The sequence below is a fragment of the Pelatocladus sp. BLCC-F211 genome (assembly GCF_041928655.1).
In the GTDB taxonomy this organism is placed as follows: domain Bacteria; phylum Cyanobacteriota; class Cyanobacteriia; order Cyanobacteriales; family Nostocaceae; genus Pelatocladus.
This window is the reverse complement of the sequence record NZ_JBHFLM010000248.1, coordinates 71,886-88,731: the sequence shown is the minus strand read 5'-3', so window position 1 is coordinate 88,731 and position 16,846 is coordinate 71,886. Positions and strand designations below refer to the sequence as shown.

The window sequence follows — 16,846 nt, the reverse complement described above, 5'->3', positions numbered from 1 at the left end:
GGGGTGAGGGAGTGAGTCTACACTCTCTAGTTAACCGTAACCTCGCCCGTAGTTCCGCAAGCAGAACGAGTAAGCACCCTATTTGCTGGTAGTTCTGGGAGGGGGATAAAGCCTCTCGCCTTTAGGCAGAGGAATGGTTACGACATCAAATCCTTAACCTCTTGTGGCAATCTAAATTTACCATCTTCCCCAGATTCAAAATCCAGCACTTGCCAAACAGCGTCAATATTCAAAGCACCATAAATATGAGGAAATAACTCGTCTACCTCAGCCATCTCATAACGAATTTCAGCTTTCACTTGTTCAGAATCAATTAATAAAAGTACCAATCCTGTTTGATTAGCAAAAAATCTCTCAGCAACTTTAGTTATTTGCTGTGGGGTAGAACAATGAATAAAACCCTCCGAGTCGAGACTTTCAGCGCGATATATTCCCGATAATTTTGCTGCTTCCCATTTTTCACGTTGGGTGATGTGAAGAATAATATTCATACACTCCGGTTATTTAGTAGTATACAAAGTATAGATAGCGTAGCGTAATATTTTTCCGCTAGTAAGGGCTGTACTCAGTTTAATTAAACTTTAATAACTGATTCTTATGATTTTGAGTATTTATAATTTAATATGATCAATCATCTTAAAATTCATCAATAAATTATGCCTTTTCGGATTTTAAGCTTGGATGGCGGCGGAATTAGGGGATTAGTAGCAGCAAAAATACTCGCAACAATTGAAAGGCAAATTCAGCAGCCATTGAATGAGTATTTTCACTTAATATCTGGAACTTCTACCGGAGCTATTTTAGCTGGGGCGATCGCTAGAGGTTCGAGTAGTGAAAAAATAGTTGAGCTATACAAGCAAAAAGGTTCAGTAATTTTTCCTTATAAAAGTCGTTTTTCTCTAAAGCGAATTCCCTTATTGATCAAATATGGTTTGTCTGCTCCCAAATACTCAGATGCTGGCTTGATTCAAGTTCTCAAAGAGAATTTTGGAGAGATTAGTTTGTTAGATATTACATCACCTTTATTATTAATTGTTTCTTATGACACGATTAGTAGAGACCCAATTATTTTTAAAAGTTGGCGACCAGATAAAGGTTATGGAAATGTTCCATTATGGGAAGCTTGTGTTTGTTCCACATCCGCACCAACTTATTTTCCACCACATAAATTACAAAAAATAGTCAATGGCATAGTTCAACAAGCAACGATAGATTCTGTAATTTTAGATGAGGATGCCTCTGCTACTAATGATATATACAATAATACAGAAATTAAAATTATTAGTGGTGTAGGTAGTGGTCAAACTCGTATTATTAAAAAATATATAGGCGTCACCAGACAAGCATTTTTAGACTTACCTTGGAAGGAAATTCCTCATCATAATTCTACTTACTCAATTCAATGTATTTACTCTGCGATTGATGGTGGTGTCGCTGCGAATAATCCCTCTGCTTGTGCTGTTGCAGAAGCATTAAGGCTAGGCTATAAACTTGAGGAAATCACAGTTCTTTCGATTGGAACAGGCGATCGCACACGTATCATTCCCTTTGAAAAAGCTCAAGGTTGGGGTTTAATAGAATGGGCGCAGCCGCTAATTGGCATCTTATTAGAAGCCTCATCAGATATTTACGAGTACATCACCAACCAAGTCATGCATCAACGAGTTTTACGCTTACAATTCAAACTTGACCGCGAGTTGACAGGTAAGCCTCTAAGTGATGATATCGATGATGTAAGTGAAGAAAATATTAACAATTTGATAGAAGCGGCAGAAGTTTACATTAACCAGCTGTATGTACAATCAGCATTACAGGAATTTTTAGAAATTAGTCAATAGTCATTTTTCATTTGTCATTTGTCATTGGTCAATAGGCATTGGGCATGGGACAACAAATCAAAAGTTCTTAATTTTGACTTTTGACTTTTGACTTTTGACTTATTTTGTCCTCCTTGTCCCCTCACTCCTTCCCTAATTCTTACTCACCCCTCCTAACCAACGCATCTCCCGACTCTACATCAAACCAATGAATATTTTCATTTGGCAATGCTAATGTTATTTCTTCGTTACTGATATTTTGATCTGGGGATAACAAAGCGCGTACTGTCAGAGATTCTTCTTGAGAAGCAATGCTGACACTCACCAAGTTGTGCATTCCCAGGTTTTCGACTAAAAATACACGACCTTTAATAATGTTTGTATCTCCTTGTTGGGCAATACGGACGTGTTCTGGACGAATTCCCAAAACTATTTGCGGTGGAATTGTGGGAATATTAGGTAAGGAAATTTTAAACTTACCCAGCATTGCATAATGTTCTTGACAGGGTAGGGTAAGCAAATTCATCTGTGGACTACCCACAAAACCAGCTACAAATAAATTTGCTGGATGATTATATATGCGTGCAGGTGGATCTAGTTGCTGCACATAACCATTATTGAGGACTGCAACTTTAGTGGAAAGCGTCATCGCTTCTGTTTGATCGTGGGTGACATAGACTACTGGCACTTTTTGAGCAGCAAATATCTGCTTGATATCAGCGCGGACTCGTTCTCTCAACAGTGCATCTAGGTTACTCAAGGGTTCATCTAATAAATATACCTGAGCGTGACGTACCAATGCTCGACCGACTGCAACCCGTTGTCTTTGTCCTCCAGATAATTGGCCAGGTTTACGCTGCAATAATTCTTCTAAACCTAGAATTGCTGAGACATCGGCGACTCGCTGCTTAATTTCAGCACGGGGAACTTTTTTGAGTTTTAGTCCAGAGGCGAGGTTTTCGTACACCGTCATGTGAGGATAAAGAGCATAGCTTTGAAATACCATCGCCATGTTGCGATCGCCTGGACGTTTTAAGGTAATATCTTCTCCCCCAAGAATAATATTACCGCGAGTCACTTCTTCCAATCCCGCAATCATTCTCAAAGTTGTGGACTTACCACAACCACTAGGCCCCAGCAAAGTCAGAAATTCATTGTCATCTACGCTTAAAGTGATATCTTTAACTGGAACAACTTTAGGTGAATAGGTCTTATTGAGATTTTTTAATTCTAGTGTTGCCATGGTATTAGGTATAGGGGAATTAACCCTTGACTGCACCAGCCGTTAAACCTTGAACAATTTTGCGTTGGAAAAATAAAACTAGTAACACCAAGGGTAATGTACCAACCACAGTAGCAGCGGCAATTGGGCCGTAAGGAATTTCAAATGTTGACGCCCCGCTAAGTTGGGCGGCTGCTACAGGAATGGTTTTCATGTCTTCACGAGTAATGAAGGTTAAGGCAAATATAAACTCATTCCAAGCAAAAATAAACGTCAGGATTCCAGTTGTTACTAAAGCTGGAATGGTCATAGGCAATAAAATTTGGATGAGCATTTGCCAGGTGTTATATCCATCTATTTTGGCAGAATCTTCTAAATCTTTTGGCAATTGTAAGAAAAAGCTACGTAACACCAAAATAGTTAACGGTAAATTAATAGCTGTATAAGGAATAATTAGGGCTAGATAATTATTACCCAAATGCAAACCTTGTACTATTTCTAACAATCCCTGGAATAATAAAATACCAGGAAATAAAGTCACGATTAAAATACTTGCCAAGATCAATTGATTACCACTAGGGCGTAACCGTGCTAAGGCATAGGCAGCAGGCGCACCAATGGCCAAAGCGAAAGCTGTAGAAACAAAAGATACAAAAGCACTGTTTAATATGTAACGCCAAAATGGACGACGGCTAAATAAATTAATGTAATGATTCAGTGTTAATCGTGTAGGAAAATAAACAGTAGGAACCTGAGAAATATCCTGATTTACCTTGAAAGAGGTAATAAGTTGCCACATGATGGGTGCTAAACAGAAAATCATCACTGAAGCGATCGCCACCCAAAGTAAAATGCGTTTTCCAGAATTATTTGCTTTAGCTTTGTGTTGGGGATTGGTAGTCAATTCTTCACGAATAGCAGTCATAAAAATTTTTGTTGGTTAGTAGGTAGAGACGCCATTATACTCTTACCTTGAAGCCGCTCTTACTCTGGTCTATGCGTCTCTACATTAGTGGTTAGTAGTTAGTAATTAATTTATTATTAATTCCACATCTTTCTATTTCTGTTTGTTTTCTCTTCTTCACAATTTTTAATTTTTAATTTTTAATTTTTAATTGTTTTGTCTCCCGTATCCCCTTTCTACCTTCTTATGATCCAGGTTTGAAATAATCGAGGAGGCGATCGCCTGAATCGGCTCGAATTAATGCCACAATTACATCAGGTAAAGCTGCCAAGCTAGGATAAATAAGATAACGAGGTTGCCAAATTGGGTGAAACTTATCTTTGTAGGCGTGCAAACCTTGGAAATTATAGAACCGCTCCAGATGCTGATAAAGATAGTGTAATGTCTTCTCTAGACGTCTTGACTCTTGAGTTTCACCAACTCCAGCTAAAGCAGACAGACCCAGATTAAAACTATCGTAGCCCTGTTCCTTATAGTGTTGGAACATAGAAATAAATAAAAAGTCCATCGTACCGTTTTCTATCGACTTGCGGTGTCGCATCAAGTCGTTCGTGATTTCGTTGATCTGGTACTCAGATACAATGTTGGCAAAAGCAATAATTTCACCATGAGAAGACTGTATCACAGCAATTTCACACTCCTTTAGGTAAGCTTCGTCAAACCAACCCAAAGAAAAACGCTTTTCTGAACCTTGCACCATTTGCAGCCACTCGTCACTGACAGTTTTTAACTGGCGCAACAAGTCGTCAGCTATAGGTGGTTGATAGAATCTGACCTCGTACCCTAGCTTAGTCATGCGATTTACGGCGCTACGGAAGTTTTTACCTGCTTTCCCTTGTAAGGTAAAGCTTTTGAGGTCAACAATCGCTTCTTCTCCAATTTTTAAAGCTTGAAACCCTAAAGACTTGTACAGGTCAATGTCATCAGGTAAAGTTTGGTAAAAAGCAGGATACCAATCGTTGCGTTGGCAAAATTGCTGAAAAGCAACAATAGTCTCTCTGCGGTCTGCAATAGGCCCGATGGGATCTCCTAAAGCGATCGCACCCCTTCCTTTGGGAACATAGGCAATTACACTCTGATTCGTGGGGCTAAAAAAGTAACTTTTATCACTTAATAAAGTAAATTCTGCTAAAGAAGAACATCCGTGATTTTTGACGATTTCTCTGGCTCGTTGTCGTTGATTAAGGGTAGCTAGATTACGTAAAAATACTGGACGTAATAGCATGATTAATGCATATATAAAGGTAGTGACTGCAATTATGTATATAGAATTGGCAAAGAACTCACCAAATCGCGTCCTTGGTTGCAGTCCGGCATTATCTTCAGTGAAGAACATTGCTAGAGTTTGAAGTATGGCATCTCTCAAACTAAAATTTACTGAAAATTTGTTGTCTAATAAGTAAAATCCGACAGTCCCGTATGCCAGAGTAAACAACAAAGCACCAATTAATACCCACACTCCTTTAGCAATTGAAGGACGATCTGATTGGGCTGTAAAAACATGACGCATCATAATTAATTGCATCAGCAATAACCCAGACAGCAGGCTTTCTTCATAGTCCAGACCCTTGATTAAATGGCTGACAATAGAAATAACCAACAAGCCAATAGTCAGTAACCAAGCAACACGTTTGCGACGCAACAAGTTAGTAGCAAGTGTTAATAAAACAAATCCAGTCAAAGCTGCAAATATATGACCACCAGCACGAATTTCAAAAGGTAAAAATTCCTTTAACAAAAAAGTCCGACCGTAGAGATTGGGTGTCACTGCTGACAGTAAGTTCACCACTGCGACCAAACCCGTAAGAAGTGCTGCACTCCACAGTCCAATTCGAGTTTTTAAGTCATTTGTCATTGGTCATTTGTCATTTGTCAATGGTCATTTGTTATTTGTAATTGGCCAACAAATCAAAAGTTCTTAATTTTGACTTTTGACTTACCCTTCGGGAAGCCGCTTGCGCGTCTATGACTTTTGACTTGTTTTGTCCCCCTTGTCTCCCTTATCTCCCCATCTCCTTCTTCAACTGTTCTCCTACATACGTAAGCGAATCTTTGAGATGCTTATGAAAATAGTTCCAACCGATATCGGGTCCAGATAAACCATGTCCTCCAGGAAAAGCATAAAACACATTTTGTATACCCAACTTGTTTAAGGTTTGGTGGAATGTTTGAGTAGAAGCTAGTAAATCCGTATCATTTTTACCAGCATCTAAATATACACGGAGTTGCTTTCTATCTGTAGCTGATAATTGTTGCACAATTTGTTGGGGACTATTTTGTGAACCACTGTCATCAGTAAAATAACCACTATGGCTAAACAAAATGTTGAAGTTTTTCAGATAGCGTAATCCAATATTAAAAGCTCCCCATCCCCCAGAAGATATACCGCCCATCGCCCAAAATTGTGGTGCTTCCAAAGTTCGATAGCGTGATTTGACAAGTTGGACTAATTCTGAACCGATCAAAGTTCCGACTTTACCATTAGGCCCATCGTAATACTCAGGATCATATAAAGGGCTAGAGCCACGATTATCGTTACCATCAGGTGTAATCACAATTGATGGTGGTAATTTCCCACTTTGATAAAGTTTATGTAATATGTCTAAAATGGCGTATTTGTCAACATAAGCACGGGCATTATCATGACCGCCGTGTAGTAGAAAGATGACTGGATAGCGTTGGCGAGAATTTTTTTCATAGCTTGGAGGTAAAATCACGCCGTATTGACGGATTTTACCCATTGCTTGGCTGTTGAATGTTTCTAGTTGAAACTTTAGTCCAGTATTTGTTTGTTGTTGGGGTGGATCTAGCTGTGGCGCACCCAAAATAAATACATACCAATAGCCACCTGCTGCAAGAATTGCGATCGCGCTGATAGTGCCGATTACAATCTTAGATAATTTCATTGTTTTTCTATGATTTCATGGTTTTCCATAATCTTTTTAAATACTTCAATTATCAGCAGTATGTACTGTTTGTGCTATGCGAAATTGTTCTCCGACAAAAGTCAACGAATCTGCTAAATGTTCGCGCCAATAGTTCCACGTGTGACCACCAGGAAACTCACGAAACACGTTAGAAATTTTCAGTTGGCTTAATACTTTAGTAAACTGTTTAGCTTCTTCCATCTCTTCGATATCTGATGTCCCAGTATCTAGATAGATTCGCAATCTTTTTTGTGCTTGAGGATGAATATTTTTGATATGGATAATAGGGCTATTTTGTGGTCCACTTTGATCTTTAAAATAGCCACTATGACTAAATAAAATTGAAAAATTATTCACATTATGTAATCCTACATTGATTGCACCCCATCCACCAGAAGATAGTCCTCCCATTGCCCAAAAATCGGGATTGGGTAATGTGCGGTAGCGGCTTTGTATAATTTTCACCAGTTCAGATCCAATCGCAGTAGAAACATTACCATGAGGGCCATCAATATATTGAGGGTCCCAATGGGGACTAGAACCACGTTTGTCGTTACCATCAGGTGTGATGACAATACTAGGTGGTAGTTTGCCTGTAGCATATAATTTTTGCAGAGTAGTGAGTGCGCCTCCCTTCTGCTCAAACCAATCTTTAGGACTACCGTGTCCACCGTGGAGAAGAAAAATTACAGGGTAGCGCTGGTTGGAGTTTTTTCCGTAGCCAGGGGGTAAAGATATACCATAGGTGCGATTTCCTCCCATCACTTGGCTATTGTAGGTTTCAATTTTGTAGCTGAGGGGAACAGTCAAGTCACTAGCACTTGGTTGTGGTGGTAACATAGAGAGATTTGTTGCTGGTGCAACTGGTGATGATTTAGCTTGTACATTTTGTGAATAATTACAGCTAACTAAAGTTAGTATCGAAAGCAATAGCAAAATTTGAGGTTGAAAGTATTTCATCAAGCAAGGAATATTTAATTACGTCAACTTAAAGTTAATGTCTATTAGGAATTGACATCATCCACTTAGCGATCGCATTATTTACCAAGTCCGCCTGTTCTGCCATGACTAAATGTCCCGCATTCGCAAAGTGTAAATGGGTACTGTTGACAAAGTGTCTTGCTAAATCATCTCCCATCTGGCGTGTAAACATGGGGTCTTTGCCTGCGGTAATCACTAAAACAGGGATGTGTAAATTTTTTAGCAAAGGGTGACGGGCAAAAAAGTTATATTCCCAAAATATTTCTAAGGCTTTGTAGGAACCAAAATCTTTGGGAACTGGATTTTCAGCAAAAAACACTTCCATCACGTGATTACGGTAAGAGGTAGAAAAAAAATTGCTTATTTGCTGTACACCAGATAGATAGTAAAGATACCTTCCCCCAAACGCCATAAACTTCATCAAGGGAATTTCCCACCAAGGTGCTAAGTCATGAGTACCACCAGCAATGGCAATTAGACCACTGACTTGATGATGCTGGGTAAACTCTAAGCCAATCGGAACTCCATAGCTGTGACAGCACAGTATCGGCGAATCAATGCCAAAATACTGCAATAATCGCCGTAAGTCACGACAATGGCGTCCTATAGAGTAGCGCTTGTAAGAACTAGATTGACCGTGTCCTGCTAAGTCGTAAGCCAGAACTTGCCAACCTTGATTCTGGATAAACTCATATTGAGAACGAAAATTGAAGCGGTTTCCTGTACCTCCGTGAATAAAAACCACAGCAGGAGTTGCACCTGAACTATGGCAGACTTGTAAATTTACCCATTGGCGTAGATGAATTGTTGAACCGTCTAAGACATCTTCAATCATAGTCATCAGACTACTTACCTAACCACTGATTTTTTTGGTACATATTGCTTGTAATTCAAAGCTTACGCAAATGATGTGTCAACATCGTGTCAATGTAATGGAAAATTTGCGACTGGTTGTAAGGTAAAAGGCAGAAGATAGAAGCACTAGTTTCCCTGTCTCCCTCCTCACTTTCTTTAATTTATGTCCAAAAAACCTAAACTCAACCTCAGTTCTCTATTTGGCTTGTTGCTGTTTGTGCTTTCTTTATGGGCTATTAGTAATGAACTGCGCGAGTATAATTACCGTGATGTGTTGAACAATTTAGCAGCAATTCCTAAAAATCTCTTAATTGCGAGTATCGGGTTGACGACCTTTGGCTATTTTGCGATCGCACTATACGACATTTTAGGCTTTCGATATATTGGTTTTTCTCTAAGTTGGAAAAAAATTGTATTTACTAACTTTATAAGTTCTGTATTCAGTAATACAATCGGCTTTGCCTTAGTAACTGGTAGTGCGATCCGTTATCGTTTTTACTCGACTTGGGGAATATCACCGTTTGCGATCGCCCAAATCATTGCTTTTGTTAATTTCACTTTCTGGTTGGGAATGTTTGCTTTAGCTGGGTTCATATTCCTTGTGAACCCTTTAACTATTCCCACTCAACTGCATCTACCTTTTGTCACTGTGCGTCCTATTGGTGCCATTTTTTTGCTACTCATTATTGCTTATTTATTAGGAAGTCTTATTATTAAACAACCATTAAGAATTCGCTCTCATGGATTTAAATTTCCTAGTTTTAAGATATCTCTTGCTCAAATAGCTGTTTCTAGCTGTGACTGGATGTTTGCAGCAGCTGTTCTTTATGTTCTATTGCCTGCAAATATATCTTTGTCCTATCTGGATTTTTTGGGAATTTATTTACTAGCGATGTTTGCTGGTGTTATCAGCAACGTTCCTGGAGGATTAGGAGTATTTGAAACTGTAATTTTGCTGCTTCTTTCCTCGCAAGTTTCTGCGGCGGCAATTTTGGGATCATTGCTAGCATATAGGGGAGTTTACTACTTTTTACCTTTTATAATTGCAGCAGCTTTACTAGGACTGTACGAACTACCTCTGTTTAGAAATCGACCACCGATACACACCGATAAACACAGATGTCAAAAGAAAAACTGAGAAAACCGATAGATTCTCTCAGTAATGAGGTAGAGGCTTTTGAGAATTTAACCTGCTTGGAAAAGCCAACAACTGTTAAAAGAGATTATCAAACTTGTATTCGCAAATTATTTAGCTGCGTTTACGTGTCCAAGGTCCCCAAATTGCCAATGTAATTCCAGGAGTTTGGATATTTACAAATAGAGTATTACCATCGGGGGAGAAGCAAGCGCCAGCATATTCACTGTCATTGATATTATTCTTCGCAAACTGATATAGTTCGCCCTGCTGGTTCACGCCAACAACGTAATTGTCCCCATCACCATCTTCACAGAGGAAGAGATCGCCAAAGGGAGAAACAGTAATGTTATCAGGAAAATCGAGTTCACTCTGTCCTGGAGATTCTACAACCAGAGTAATAGTGTTGTCCTTGGGGTTATAGGCAAAAACCTGCCCAAACCCAGCATCACCACCATTTGTACAGTTAAAGTAAACTAATCCATTCCCATACCAAGCGCCTTCACCACGTGCAAAGATAGCTGCTCCTTTTGCTTGGGCTTGATAGCGAACTGCTACATCACCTGCTACGACATCACCAGTCTTATTTTCTCGTACCGGATCGGGATTATCAATCTGAACCCAACTTACTGATAGAGGTACATTTTTATACCCTAAATAATTTTTCCGAGTATCTGCTGGAACTCCATTAATTACCAGAGCCTCAAGCACTCCACCACTTTGAAGATTACCGTACTGATTAGGGCGGAAACGATAGAAACAACTATCACCCCTATCTTCAGTTTCATAAACCCATCCAGTCGTAGGATCAACGGCCACTGCTTCATGGCTAAAGCGTCCCATCGCAACCAGAGGAATTGGGTCAGCAACTGCAATATCATATGTTGCAGGAACTTCAAAGTTATAGCCGTGACGCTTGACACCAGGCGAACCTGTATTAAAGGTTTCTTCACAGCTAATCCAAGAACCCCAGGGAGTTGGACCACCAGCACAGTTGCGAATTGTCCCTCCTAGTGAAGCAAACTGCTTAATAACTTGACGGTTAGAACCAACAACCAGGGTTGTCGTACCTCCCCCAATTTGGTCATACAATTTGGATGCAGCAACCCCATTAGAAGTAGGGTTAAGTTCATGGTTTCTCACTAGAATTGTAGTTCTGTTTGGGCCTGGGAAGGCAGCCATACCATCATGAGCAGCGGGTACTTTCCCTCCATCATTCATAGAGTCACCCGTAATCGATATTGCCGTATAGTTAAAACCGGGAGGCAGTTGTAGGATCTCAGTTTTACTTAAGTCTACAGGTCTGCCGTCAATTTGAATAATTGGTAATTCATCTGCATTCACAGCTAGCTTAGGTTCTAACGCCCCAAAGCCAATTCCCCTTGCAACTTGACCACGGGCAACTCTAGCATAGAAGGCTTCTAGAGGAGAAACCACTGTTACACTAGCAGCAGTTACACCAGCCAGAGATATAAACTTACGTCGTGAGAAAGACACTTGCTCTTAAATCCTTGCAATTTTACTCTTTTGAGGTGAAATTTATCAACCGTCGGTTAAATCCAAGTGAAGCGATCGTTAAATAAGCAATTATTTTTACATTTCGAGAATTTACATGATTTTAATAAATGTTAATCAGCGACAATAGAAGAAGATCACAGGTTATTTAAGTTAAGAAGGCAATTTCAATTTCCGCAAAGGGTAAAATACCAAGCTGAGTGGTTAGGCAAAATTAAAGCTACGAGTGGAGGTTAGGGAACTCTTAACGGGGAACAGCAGAAAGAATATGAATTAATTTTGTTTATGTACTTAACACCCTAGTTTTGGATACTCAGACATGGTATACAGCAAAAAGAAAGGAAAAACTGTTCCTTGCTCTGTCTTTTGCTCAACTCCTGCACAAAGTCTGTTAAACTTCCCAAATGCTAAGTTCAGTGATTAATTACTAAATTAGAAAAATATTTTGTGGAACCATAATAGTTCTGAGTCTATTTTCAAAAATTCATTCAAGAAATTGTGTTTCTTCACCCGACATTAAACTAAAATGTATAATAATTTACCTTTAATTTGATAATTTTCTTAACTTAAATGTTTATTTATGTTAAATTGTGATATCGAAGACAACAACTTAGTTGTAATGCACAAAAAGGAAATTTACGAATGTCTAGGCAAATTTCTCATCAGAGAAACTTTTTGAGACTTTTTGATAAAAAGACAACAATCATACCCTATAAACTTAGTACTATTTTAGAAATATGGCGGATTAAATTATTAGAATCTGTTCCATTTCTAATTGCTTGTGCTGTATTTTTAAGCGTTATCAGTCTCAAAAGTCCTATCTTACTTTTTTGTTTAGTTTTTGGTAGTTTAGTGACAGTTGTCATTCAGAAAATTGGGCATGAGGTAAATCTACCAAAGCGATACATTATTTTGCTGCAAATATTAGGGGTCGCTTTAATTTTTAGTTTATTCTGGTTAGATTATTTGGCAGAACCTGCACAAGCACAATTTTTTAAAAAAGCAGAAGATTTCTTTAAAAATACTCTCACACAAGGTGCAGATACAGGCAACAATACCCAAGCCGCAGTTAGTTTAGTATTTAATGTGCTACGCGCCCTTTACTTGCTATATATAGCTGTTTCCCTCATTGGTGTGATTAATGCAGTTCGTAAAGATGAAGACTGGCAAAGTGTTGCGAGAACTCCTTTATTAGTTGTTGTTGCAGTTACTATCGCTGATGTCCTTACTGCCTTCGTAATTGGTGACTCCAACACTAATAATCAACAATAATTATTTCATCTCAAGTCAAGATGAAAAATCGCTGATAAATTCGTCATGTCTCAAGAACCAGATAAAGAATTTCGACCAGTAAATCAAATTTTAGGTGCTCAACCTTCACTAGGTCCAATTCCTGCTGATCAAGTTCTACCTTGGACGGTAATAGCTTTAGTATCCTACTTCATCATTAATGGAATTTTTGGTGGCTTCTTTAAAGATGAGTTTCAAAAATGGTTGTGGACATTGCTAATTATTGGTTGGGGAATGGCGACTTGGTGGATCTTAACTGGTGGTAGGAGTTGGCGTTTCTTAAGTAAATTTATTGGCGTTCCCACTTGGACAAGGGGCTTTGCTCGTTATCAAAGCTTACTGGAAATTAACCATGAAGCAAAAAATCGGAAAACAAAGCATCGGCGTCGGCGGAAGTGAAGCACGATTTACGCCCTTTGAAGACGCTTTACATCTAGCAACAATGCTACGTGTCTCACTTGAAGGGCGCGATATCGGTGCTTACATTTTGACGAAAGGAAACCAAAAAGATCGGTTTTGTTTTGTTTTTGGTTTTGACTGTCAAGGAATTCATACGACGTTAAGACCAGAACAAATCAATACCATTCTCAATAATATTGAAGCTGGTTTAAAAGATATCCCTGAAGGTGAGAAAATGACTTTGCATTTGGGGTCTTTTGGCTCAGATAAACAGCGACAACAAGAGTTAGCATCTTTAGTCAAACAAACTCCATCACCAGATATTAAATATTTATTAATCTCAGAAAGAGCAAGGGTTCAAGAACTCACACGTTCTGGGATTCGCAAGCCAAAGTTTTTGCGAATTTACGTAACTTATACGATTGAGCCAGACGCTACAAATACAGATGATTGGATCGAAAAATTATTAGCTAAAGGCGAAACTTGGTGGTTGAAATTTAAAGGTGATTTAGCAGAAGTAGAAAATCAACGTCTGGAAACAATTATTACTAACGCCTATAAAAATGGTTTTTGTCGTTGGGAACAGCTATTATCTAACAAAATGGGCTTAGATATTAAGCCTCTGAATACAGAAGAATTATGGGGAGAAGTTTGGAGAAGATTTAATGACAACCAACCAATAGACATTCCCCAATTATTAACTTTAGATGAAAACGGATTACATGAACAAGCTTATTCAGATTTAGCTAGTACTAGATTACTGATTGAGAATATCCACAGTACAACTTTGCTCATTGAATCTGATGTACCTTCTGCGGATCGGCGTTGGGTTCACGTTAATAATAAATATATTGGCGTCATGACTTTTCTCGAAAAACCCGGTGGTTGGCCGAGTAAATCTGCTCAGTTGCGTTATCTTTGGGAATTGCTAGCTAGAGAAAATGTTATCGACACAGAGATTTTTTGTCAGTTGAGTGCAGCGAATCCAGCTATAGTCAAAACTACACTGCAACGGGTACTCAAGCAGTCAAATATGACGGCTTTGTTAGCACAGGAAAAAAGTAGAACTATTGATGTTAGCGCCCAATTAAAGTTGAGAAAATCAGTAGCAGCCCAAGAACAATTGTATGAGGGAGCAGTACCTATTTACGCAGGTATAGCTATATTGGTGCATCGTCCAAGCGTAGAGAGATTAGATGAAGCGACAAGATATATCGAAAACTGTTTTCAGCGTCCAGCACGGGTAATTAGAGAAACAGAATACACTTGGAAAATCTGGTTGCAAACTCTACCGATTGTTTGGGAAAGTTTATTAGCAAGACCTTTTAACCGACGTCAGTTATATTTAACAAGTGAAGTACCAGGATTAATGCCTTTAGTATTAACTAAAGCAGGCGATCGCCAAGGATTTGAATTAATCGCCGAGGAAGGTGGAACACCAGTCCATCTGGATTTATTCAATCAACATAAAAATTTAGCACTCTTTGCAACCACTCGTGCAGGGAAATCAGTATTAGTGTCAGGAATTTTAACTCAAGCATTAGCCTATAAAATTCCTGTAGTAGCATTAGATTTTCCTAAACCTGATGGTACGTCTACATTCACCGACTATACGCATTTTATGGAGAGGAATGGAGCGTATTTTGATATTTCCAAACAATCAAATAACTTATTTGAACAGCCAGATTTACGCTTGTTGAATCCAGAACAACAACGCGATCGCATGTTGGATTATATCGCTTTCCTCGAATCAGCTTTGATGACAATGGTTTTGGGATCATCTACCGAAAGTCAGCTACTATCGCAAACAGTGCGATCGCTCTTAAACTTAGCTTTAGGAGCCTTCTTTACCGATGAAAGTATTAAAGAAAGATATCAAGAAGCGATCGCAGGTGGATTTGGGAGTTTAGCTTGGCAAAAAACCCCTACTTTAAGGGATTTTCTCTATTTTTGTTCACCAGAACATTTACAATTAGAATCGATCGCAGGTAGAGTTGAAGACGCCTTAAATCAAATTCAGTTGCGCTTGCGATTTTGGCTTTCTAGTCGGGTAGGAAAAGCTATTTCCGCACCTTCTAGTTTTCCCACTGACGCCCAACTTTTAGTTTTCGCTTTGCGAAATCTTGCAGATAATGAAGACGCAGCAGTCCTATCTTTAAGCGCCTATTCCGCAGCATTGCGTCGTGCTTTAAGTAGTCCTGCTTCAATATTCTTCATCGATGAAGCTCCAATTTTGTTTGAATTCGATCAAATTTCTGACTTAGTAGGAAGAATTTGTGCCAACGGTGCCAAAGCTGGAATTAGAGTCATACTATCAGCTCAAGACCCCGATACCATCGCCAAATCTAAAGCGTCATCAAAGATTTTACAAAACTTAACTACACGATTAGTTGGGCGGATTCAGCCAGTAGCTGTTGATAGTTTCACCAGTATACTCAAATATCCTCGCGAAGTAATTGCCCGCAATGCAACTGAAAGCTTTTTCCCTCGCAAAGAAGGAGTTTACAGTCAATGGTTATTAGATGATAACGGAATTTATACCTTCTGTCGCTACTATCCAGGTTACGAACAATTAGCAGTAGTAGCTAACAATCCCCAAGAACAATCTGCACGTCAAAAAGCAATGCAAACACACGAAGACAAATATCAAGCAGTTTCTGTGTTTGCACGTCAATTAGTAGCATCATTACGCGGTTAAATAGGTTGTTTGTAGTCAAGGCTTTAGCCTGAAAAAACCTAAACCTTACTACAAACTTAAACAAAAATATAAAATCCATCTATTTTCATCGGTGTGCATCTGTGTTCGTAATAAATAAAACTCTATTAGACACACTAACAACCTTAACTCAGCACACATTTTTTAGGTAGAAAAAAATGAAAAAAATTATCCTTTTCTCTATTCCTCTTTCATTTTTAATCATCCTACCAGCAATGGCAGAGCTTGGTCAAGTTTGGACAGATTTTCAATCCTACGCCACAGATTTACAAAACTATCTCAGAAATAATCTCACCGAAACATTACAACCAATAGAATCTGACACTCAAAGTGCTATTGATAGTTCCACCGGAGAATTAAACATACCCAACCCTAACGCCGCCGGGGAAATCATCCGTGATGGCACAATTTGGTATTATACCTCAGCAGATAAATTTGATAATAATTCCACAGTTAGGGCGAATTTAGTTAGCAATGAAATTAATCGTCTCATTACCCGTGGTGCAGCATCTGGACTTATGGGTACAAATGGACAACTAAGATTAAAAACAAAATTAGAAGAAACTGAAAAATCAATACAACAAATTGCAGGATTTAATGAAGAAAATGAGAAATTTAAAGAAGACATAAATAATCAAATCAATAATTTGAGAAACACCATACCTAATAATGATGTTCAAAATATAATAGCTAATATTACTTCACTTTTAGGCCTTGGTCAGCTGAATTTTTTACTACAAAGTAATGAAATTCAAGAGGAAGAAGTGAAAATATCAGGTGAAAATTTATCACAAACGATCCAAACTAACCAATTTCTACAATACTCTAATTTAAACCTAACTAATATCTCCCAGCAAGTAGAAGAAAATAATCGCGCTCGCAGAGTTGATAATTCAACTGAAGCATCTAGACTTCTACGCAATACTTCTCAAGTCGATTTATTTGGAAGACAGTTTGAACAATAAGTAATTTGTCATTTGTCATTGTTAAGAGAATAATTTTGATTTCATCTAATAGAGATGAAT

Annotated in this window: 14 protein-coding genes; 6 read left to right on the top strand and 8 right to left on the bottom strand. The window is 38.6% G+C overall.

From position 1 onward, the window contains the following. Window positions 1-137: 137 nt before the first annotated feature. On the bottom strand, window positions 138-491 hold the full coding sequence (locus ACE1AT_RS30265; RefSeq protein WP_374874841.1) for a DUF952 domain-containing protein: 354 nt from the start codon (window positions 489-491) through the stop codon (window positions 138-140). A gap of 165 nt (window positions 492-656) precedes the next feature. On the opposite strand from ACE1AT_RS30265, the gene ACE1AT_RS30260 reads away from it, so the two are divergent. Then, window positions 657-1,838, top strand: a complete 1,182-nt coding sequence (locus ACE1AT_RS30260; RefSeq protein ID WP_374874840.1) for a patatin-like phospholipase family protein — start codon at window positions 657-659, stop codon at window positions 1,836-1,838. 139 nt (window positions 1,839-1,977) lie between these two features. Here ACE1AT_RS30260 and ACE1AT_RS30255 read toward each other — a convergent pair whose 3' ends face one another. The 6 genes from ACE1AT_RS30255 to ACE1AT_RS30230 form a co-directional block, all read right to left on the bottom strand. Continuing rightward, window positions 1,978-3,060 (bottom strand): ABC transporter ATP-binding protein, encoded by a 1,083-nt coding sequence (locus ACE1AT_RS30255; protein ID WP_374874839.1) that lies wholly within the window; start codon window positions 3,058-3,060, stop codon window positions 1,978-1,980. 19 nt (window positions 3,061-3,079) lie between these two features. Continuing rightward, window positions 3,080-3,964: a carbohydrate ABC transporter permease gene (locus ACE1AT_RS30250; protein ID WP_374874838.1), complete on the bottom strand. Its 885-nt coding sequence runs from the start codon at window positions 3,962-3,964 to the stop codon at window positions 3,080-3,082. A gap of 223 nt (window positions 3,965-4,187) precedes the next feature. Then, entirely contained in the window at window positions 4,188-5,858 is a 1,671-nt protein-coding gene (locus ACE1AT_RS30245) for a phosphatidylglycerol lysyltransferase domain-containing protein (protein WP_374874837.1), read from the bottom strand. Window positions 5,859-6,003: 145 nt separating this feature from the next. Continuing rightward, complete coding sequence (locus tag ACE1AT_RS30240) at window positions 6,004-6,909, bottom strand: alpha/beta hydrolase (RefSeq protein WP_374874836.1); 906 nt, start codon at window positions 6,907-6,909, stop codon at window positions 6,004-6,006. 45 nt (window positions 6,910-6,954) lie between these two features. Next, on the bottom strand, window positions 6,955-7,890 hold the full coding sequence (locus tag ACE1AT_RS30235) for an alpha/beta hydrolase (protein ID WP_374874835.1): 936 nt from the start codon (window positions 7,888-7,890) through the stop codon (window positions 6,955-6,957). Window positions 7,891-7,924: 34 nt separating this feature from the next. Beyond that, window positions 7,925-8,752 carry an alpha/beta fold hydrolase gene (locus tag ACE1AT_RS30230; protein WP_374874834.1) on the bottom strand — a complete coding sequence of 276 codons (828 nt, stop codon included), beginning with the start codon at window positions 8,750-8,752 and terminating at the stop codon, window positions 7,925-7,927. A 177-nt stretch (window positions 8,753-8,929) separates the two neighbouring features. Here ACE1AT_RS30230 and ACE1AT_RS30225 point away from each other — a divergent pair, with 177 nt between their 5' ends. Continuing rightward, the gene (locus tag ACE1AT_RS30225) at window positions 8,930-9,904 is read left to right on the top strand and encodes a lysylphosphatidylglycerol synthase domain-containing protein (protein ID WP_374874833.1); all 975 of its coding nucleotides are present in this window, start codon (window positions 8,930-8,932) and stop codon (window positions 9,902-9,904) included. Window positions 9,905-10,015: 111 nt separating this feature from the next. Here ACE1AT_RS30225 and ACE1AT_RS30220 read toward each other — a convergent pair whose 3' ends face one another. Continuing rightward, on the bottom strand, window positions 10,016-11,398 hold the full coding sequence (locus ACE1AT_RS30220; RefSeq protein WP_374874832.1) for an alkaline phosphatase PhoX: 1,383 nt from the start codon (window positions 11,396-11,398) through the stop codon (window positions 10,016-10,018). A gap of 660 nt (window positions 11,399-12,058) precedes the next feature. On the opposite strand from ACE1AT_RS30220, the gene ACE1AT_RS30215 reads away from it, so the two are divergent. The 4 genes from ACE1AT_RS30215 (at window position 12,059) to ACE1AT_RS30200 (ending at window position 16,786) form a co-directional block, all read left to right on the top strand. Continuing rightward, the gene (locus ACE1AT_RS30215; RefSeq protein WP_374874831.1) at window positions 12,059-12,688 is read left to right on the top strand and encodes a hypothetical protein; all 630 of its coding nucleotides are present in this window, start codon (window positions 12,059-12,061) and stop codon (window positions 12,686-12,688) included. Between the two features lie 45 nt (window positions 12,689-12,733). Beyond that, entirely contained in the window at window positions 12,734-13,105 is a 372-nt protein-coding gene (locus ACE1AT_RS30210) for a hypothetical protein (RefSeq protein ID WP_374874830.1), read from the top strand. Further along, the gene (locus tag ACE1AT_RS30205; RefSeq protein WP_374874829.1) at window positions 13,059-15,803 is read left to right on the top strand and encodes a hypothetical protein; all 2,745 of its coding nucleotides are present in this window, start codon (window positions 13,059-13,061) and stop codon (window positions 15,801-15,803) included. The genes ACE1AT_RS30210 and ACE1AT_RS30205 overlap by 47 nt, the downstream gene beginning before the upstream one ends. A 176-nt stretch (window positions 15,804-15,979) precedes the next feature. Beyond that, window positions 15,980-16,786: a hypothetical protein gene (locus ACE1AT_RS30200; RefSeq protein ID WP_374874828.1), complete on the top strand. Its 807-nt coding sequence runs from the start codon at window positions 15,980-15,982 to the stop codon at window positions 16,784-16,786. Window positions 16,787-16,846 lie beyond the last annotated feature (60 nt).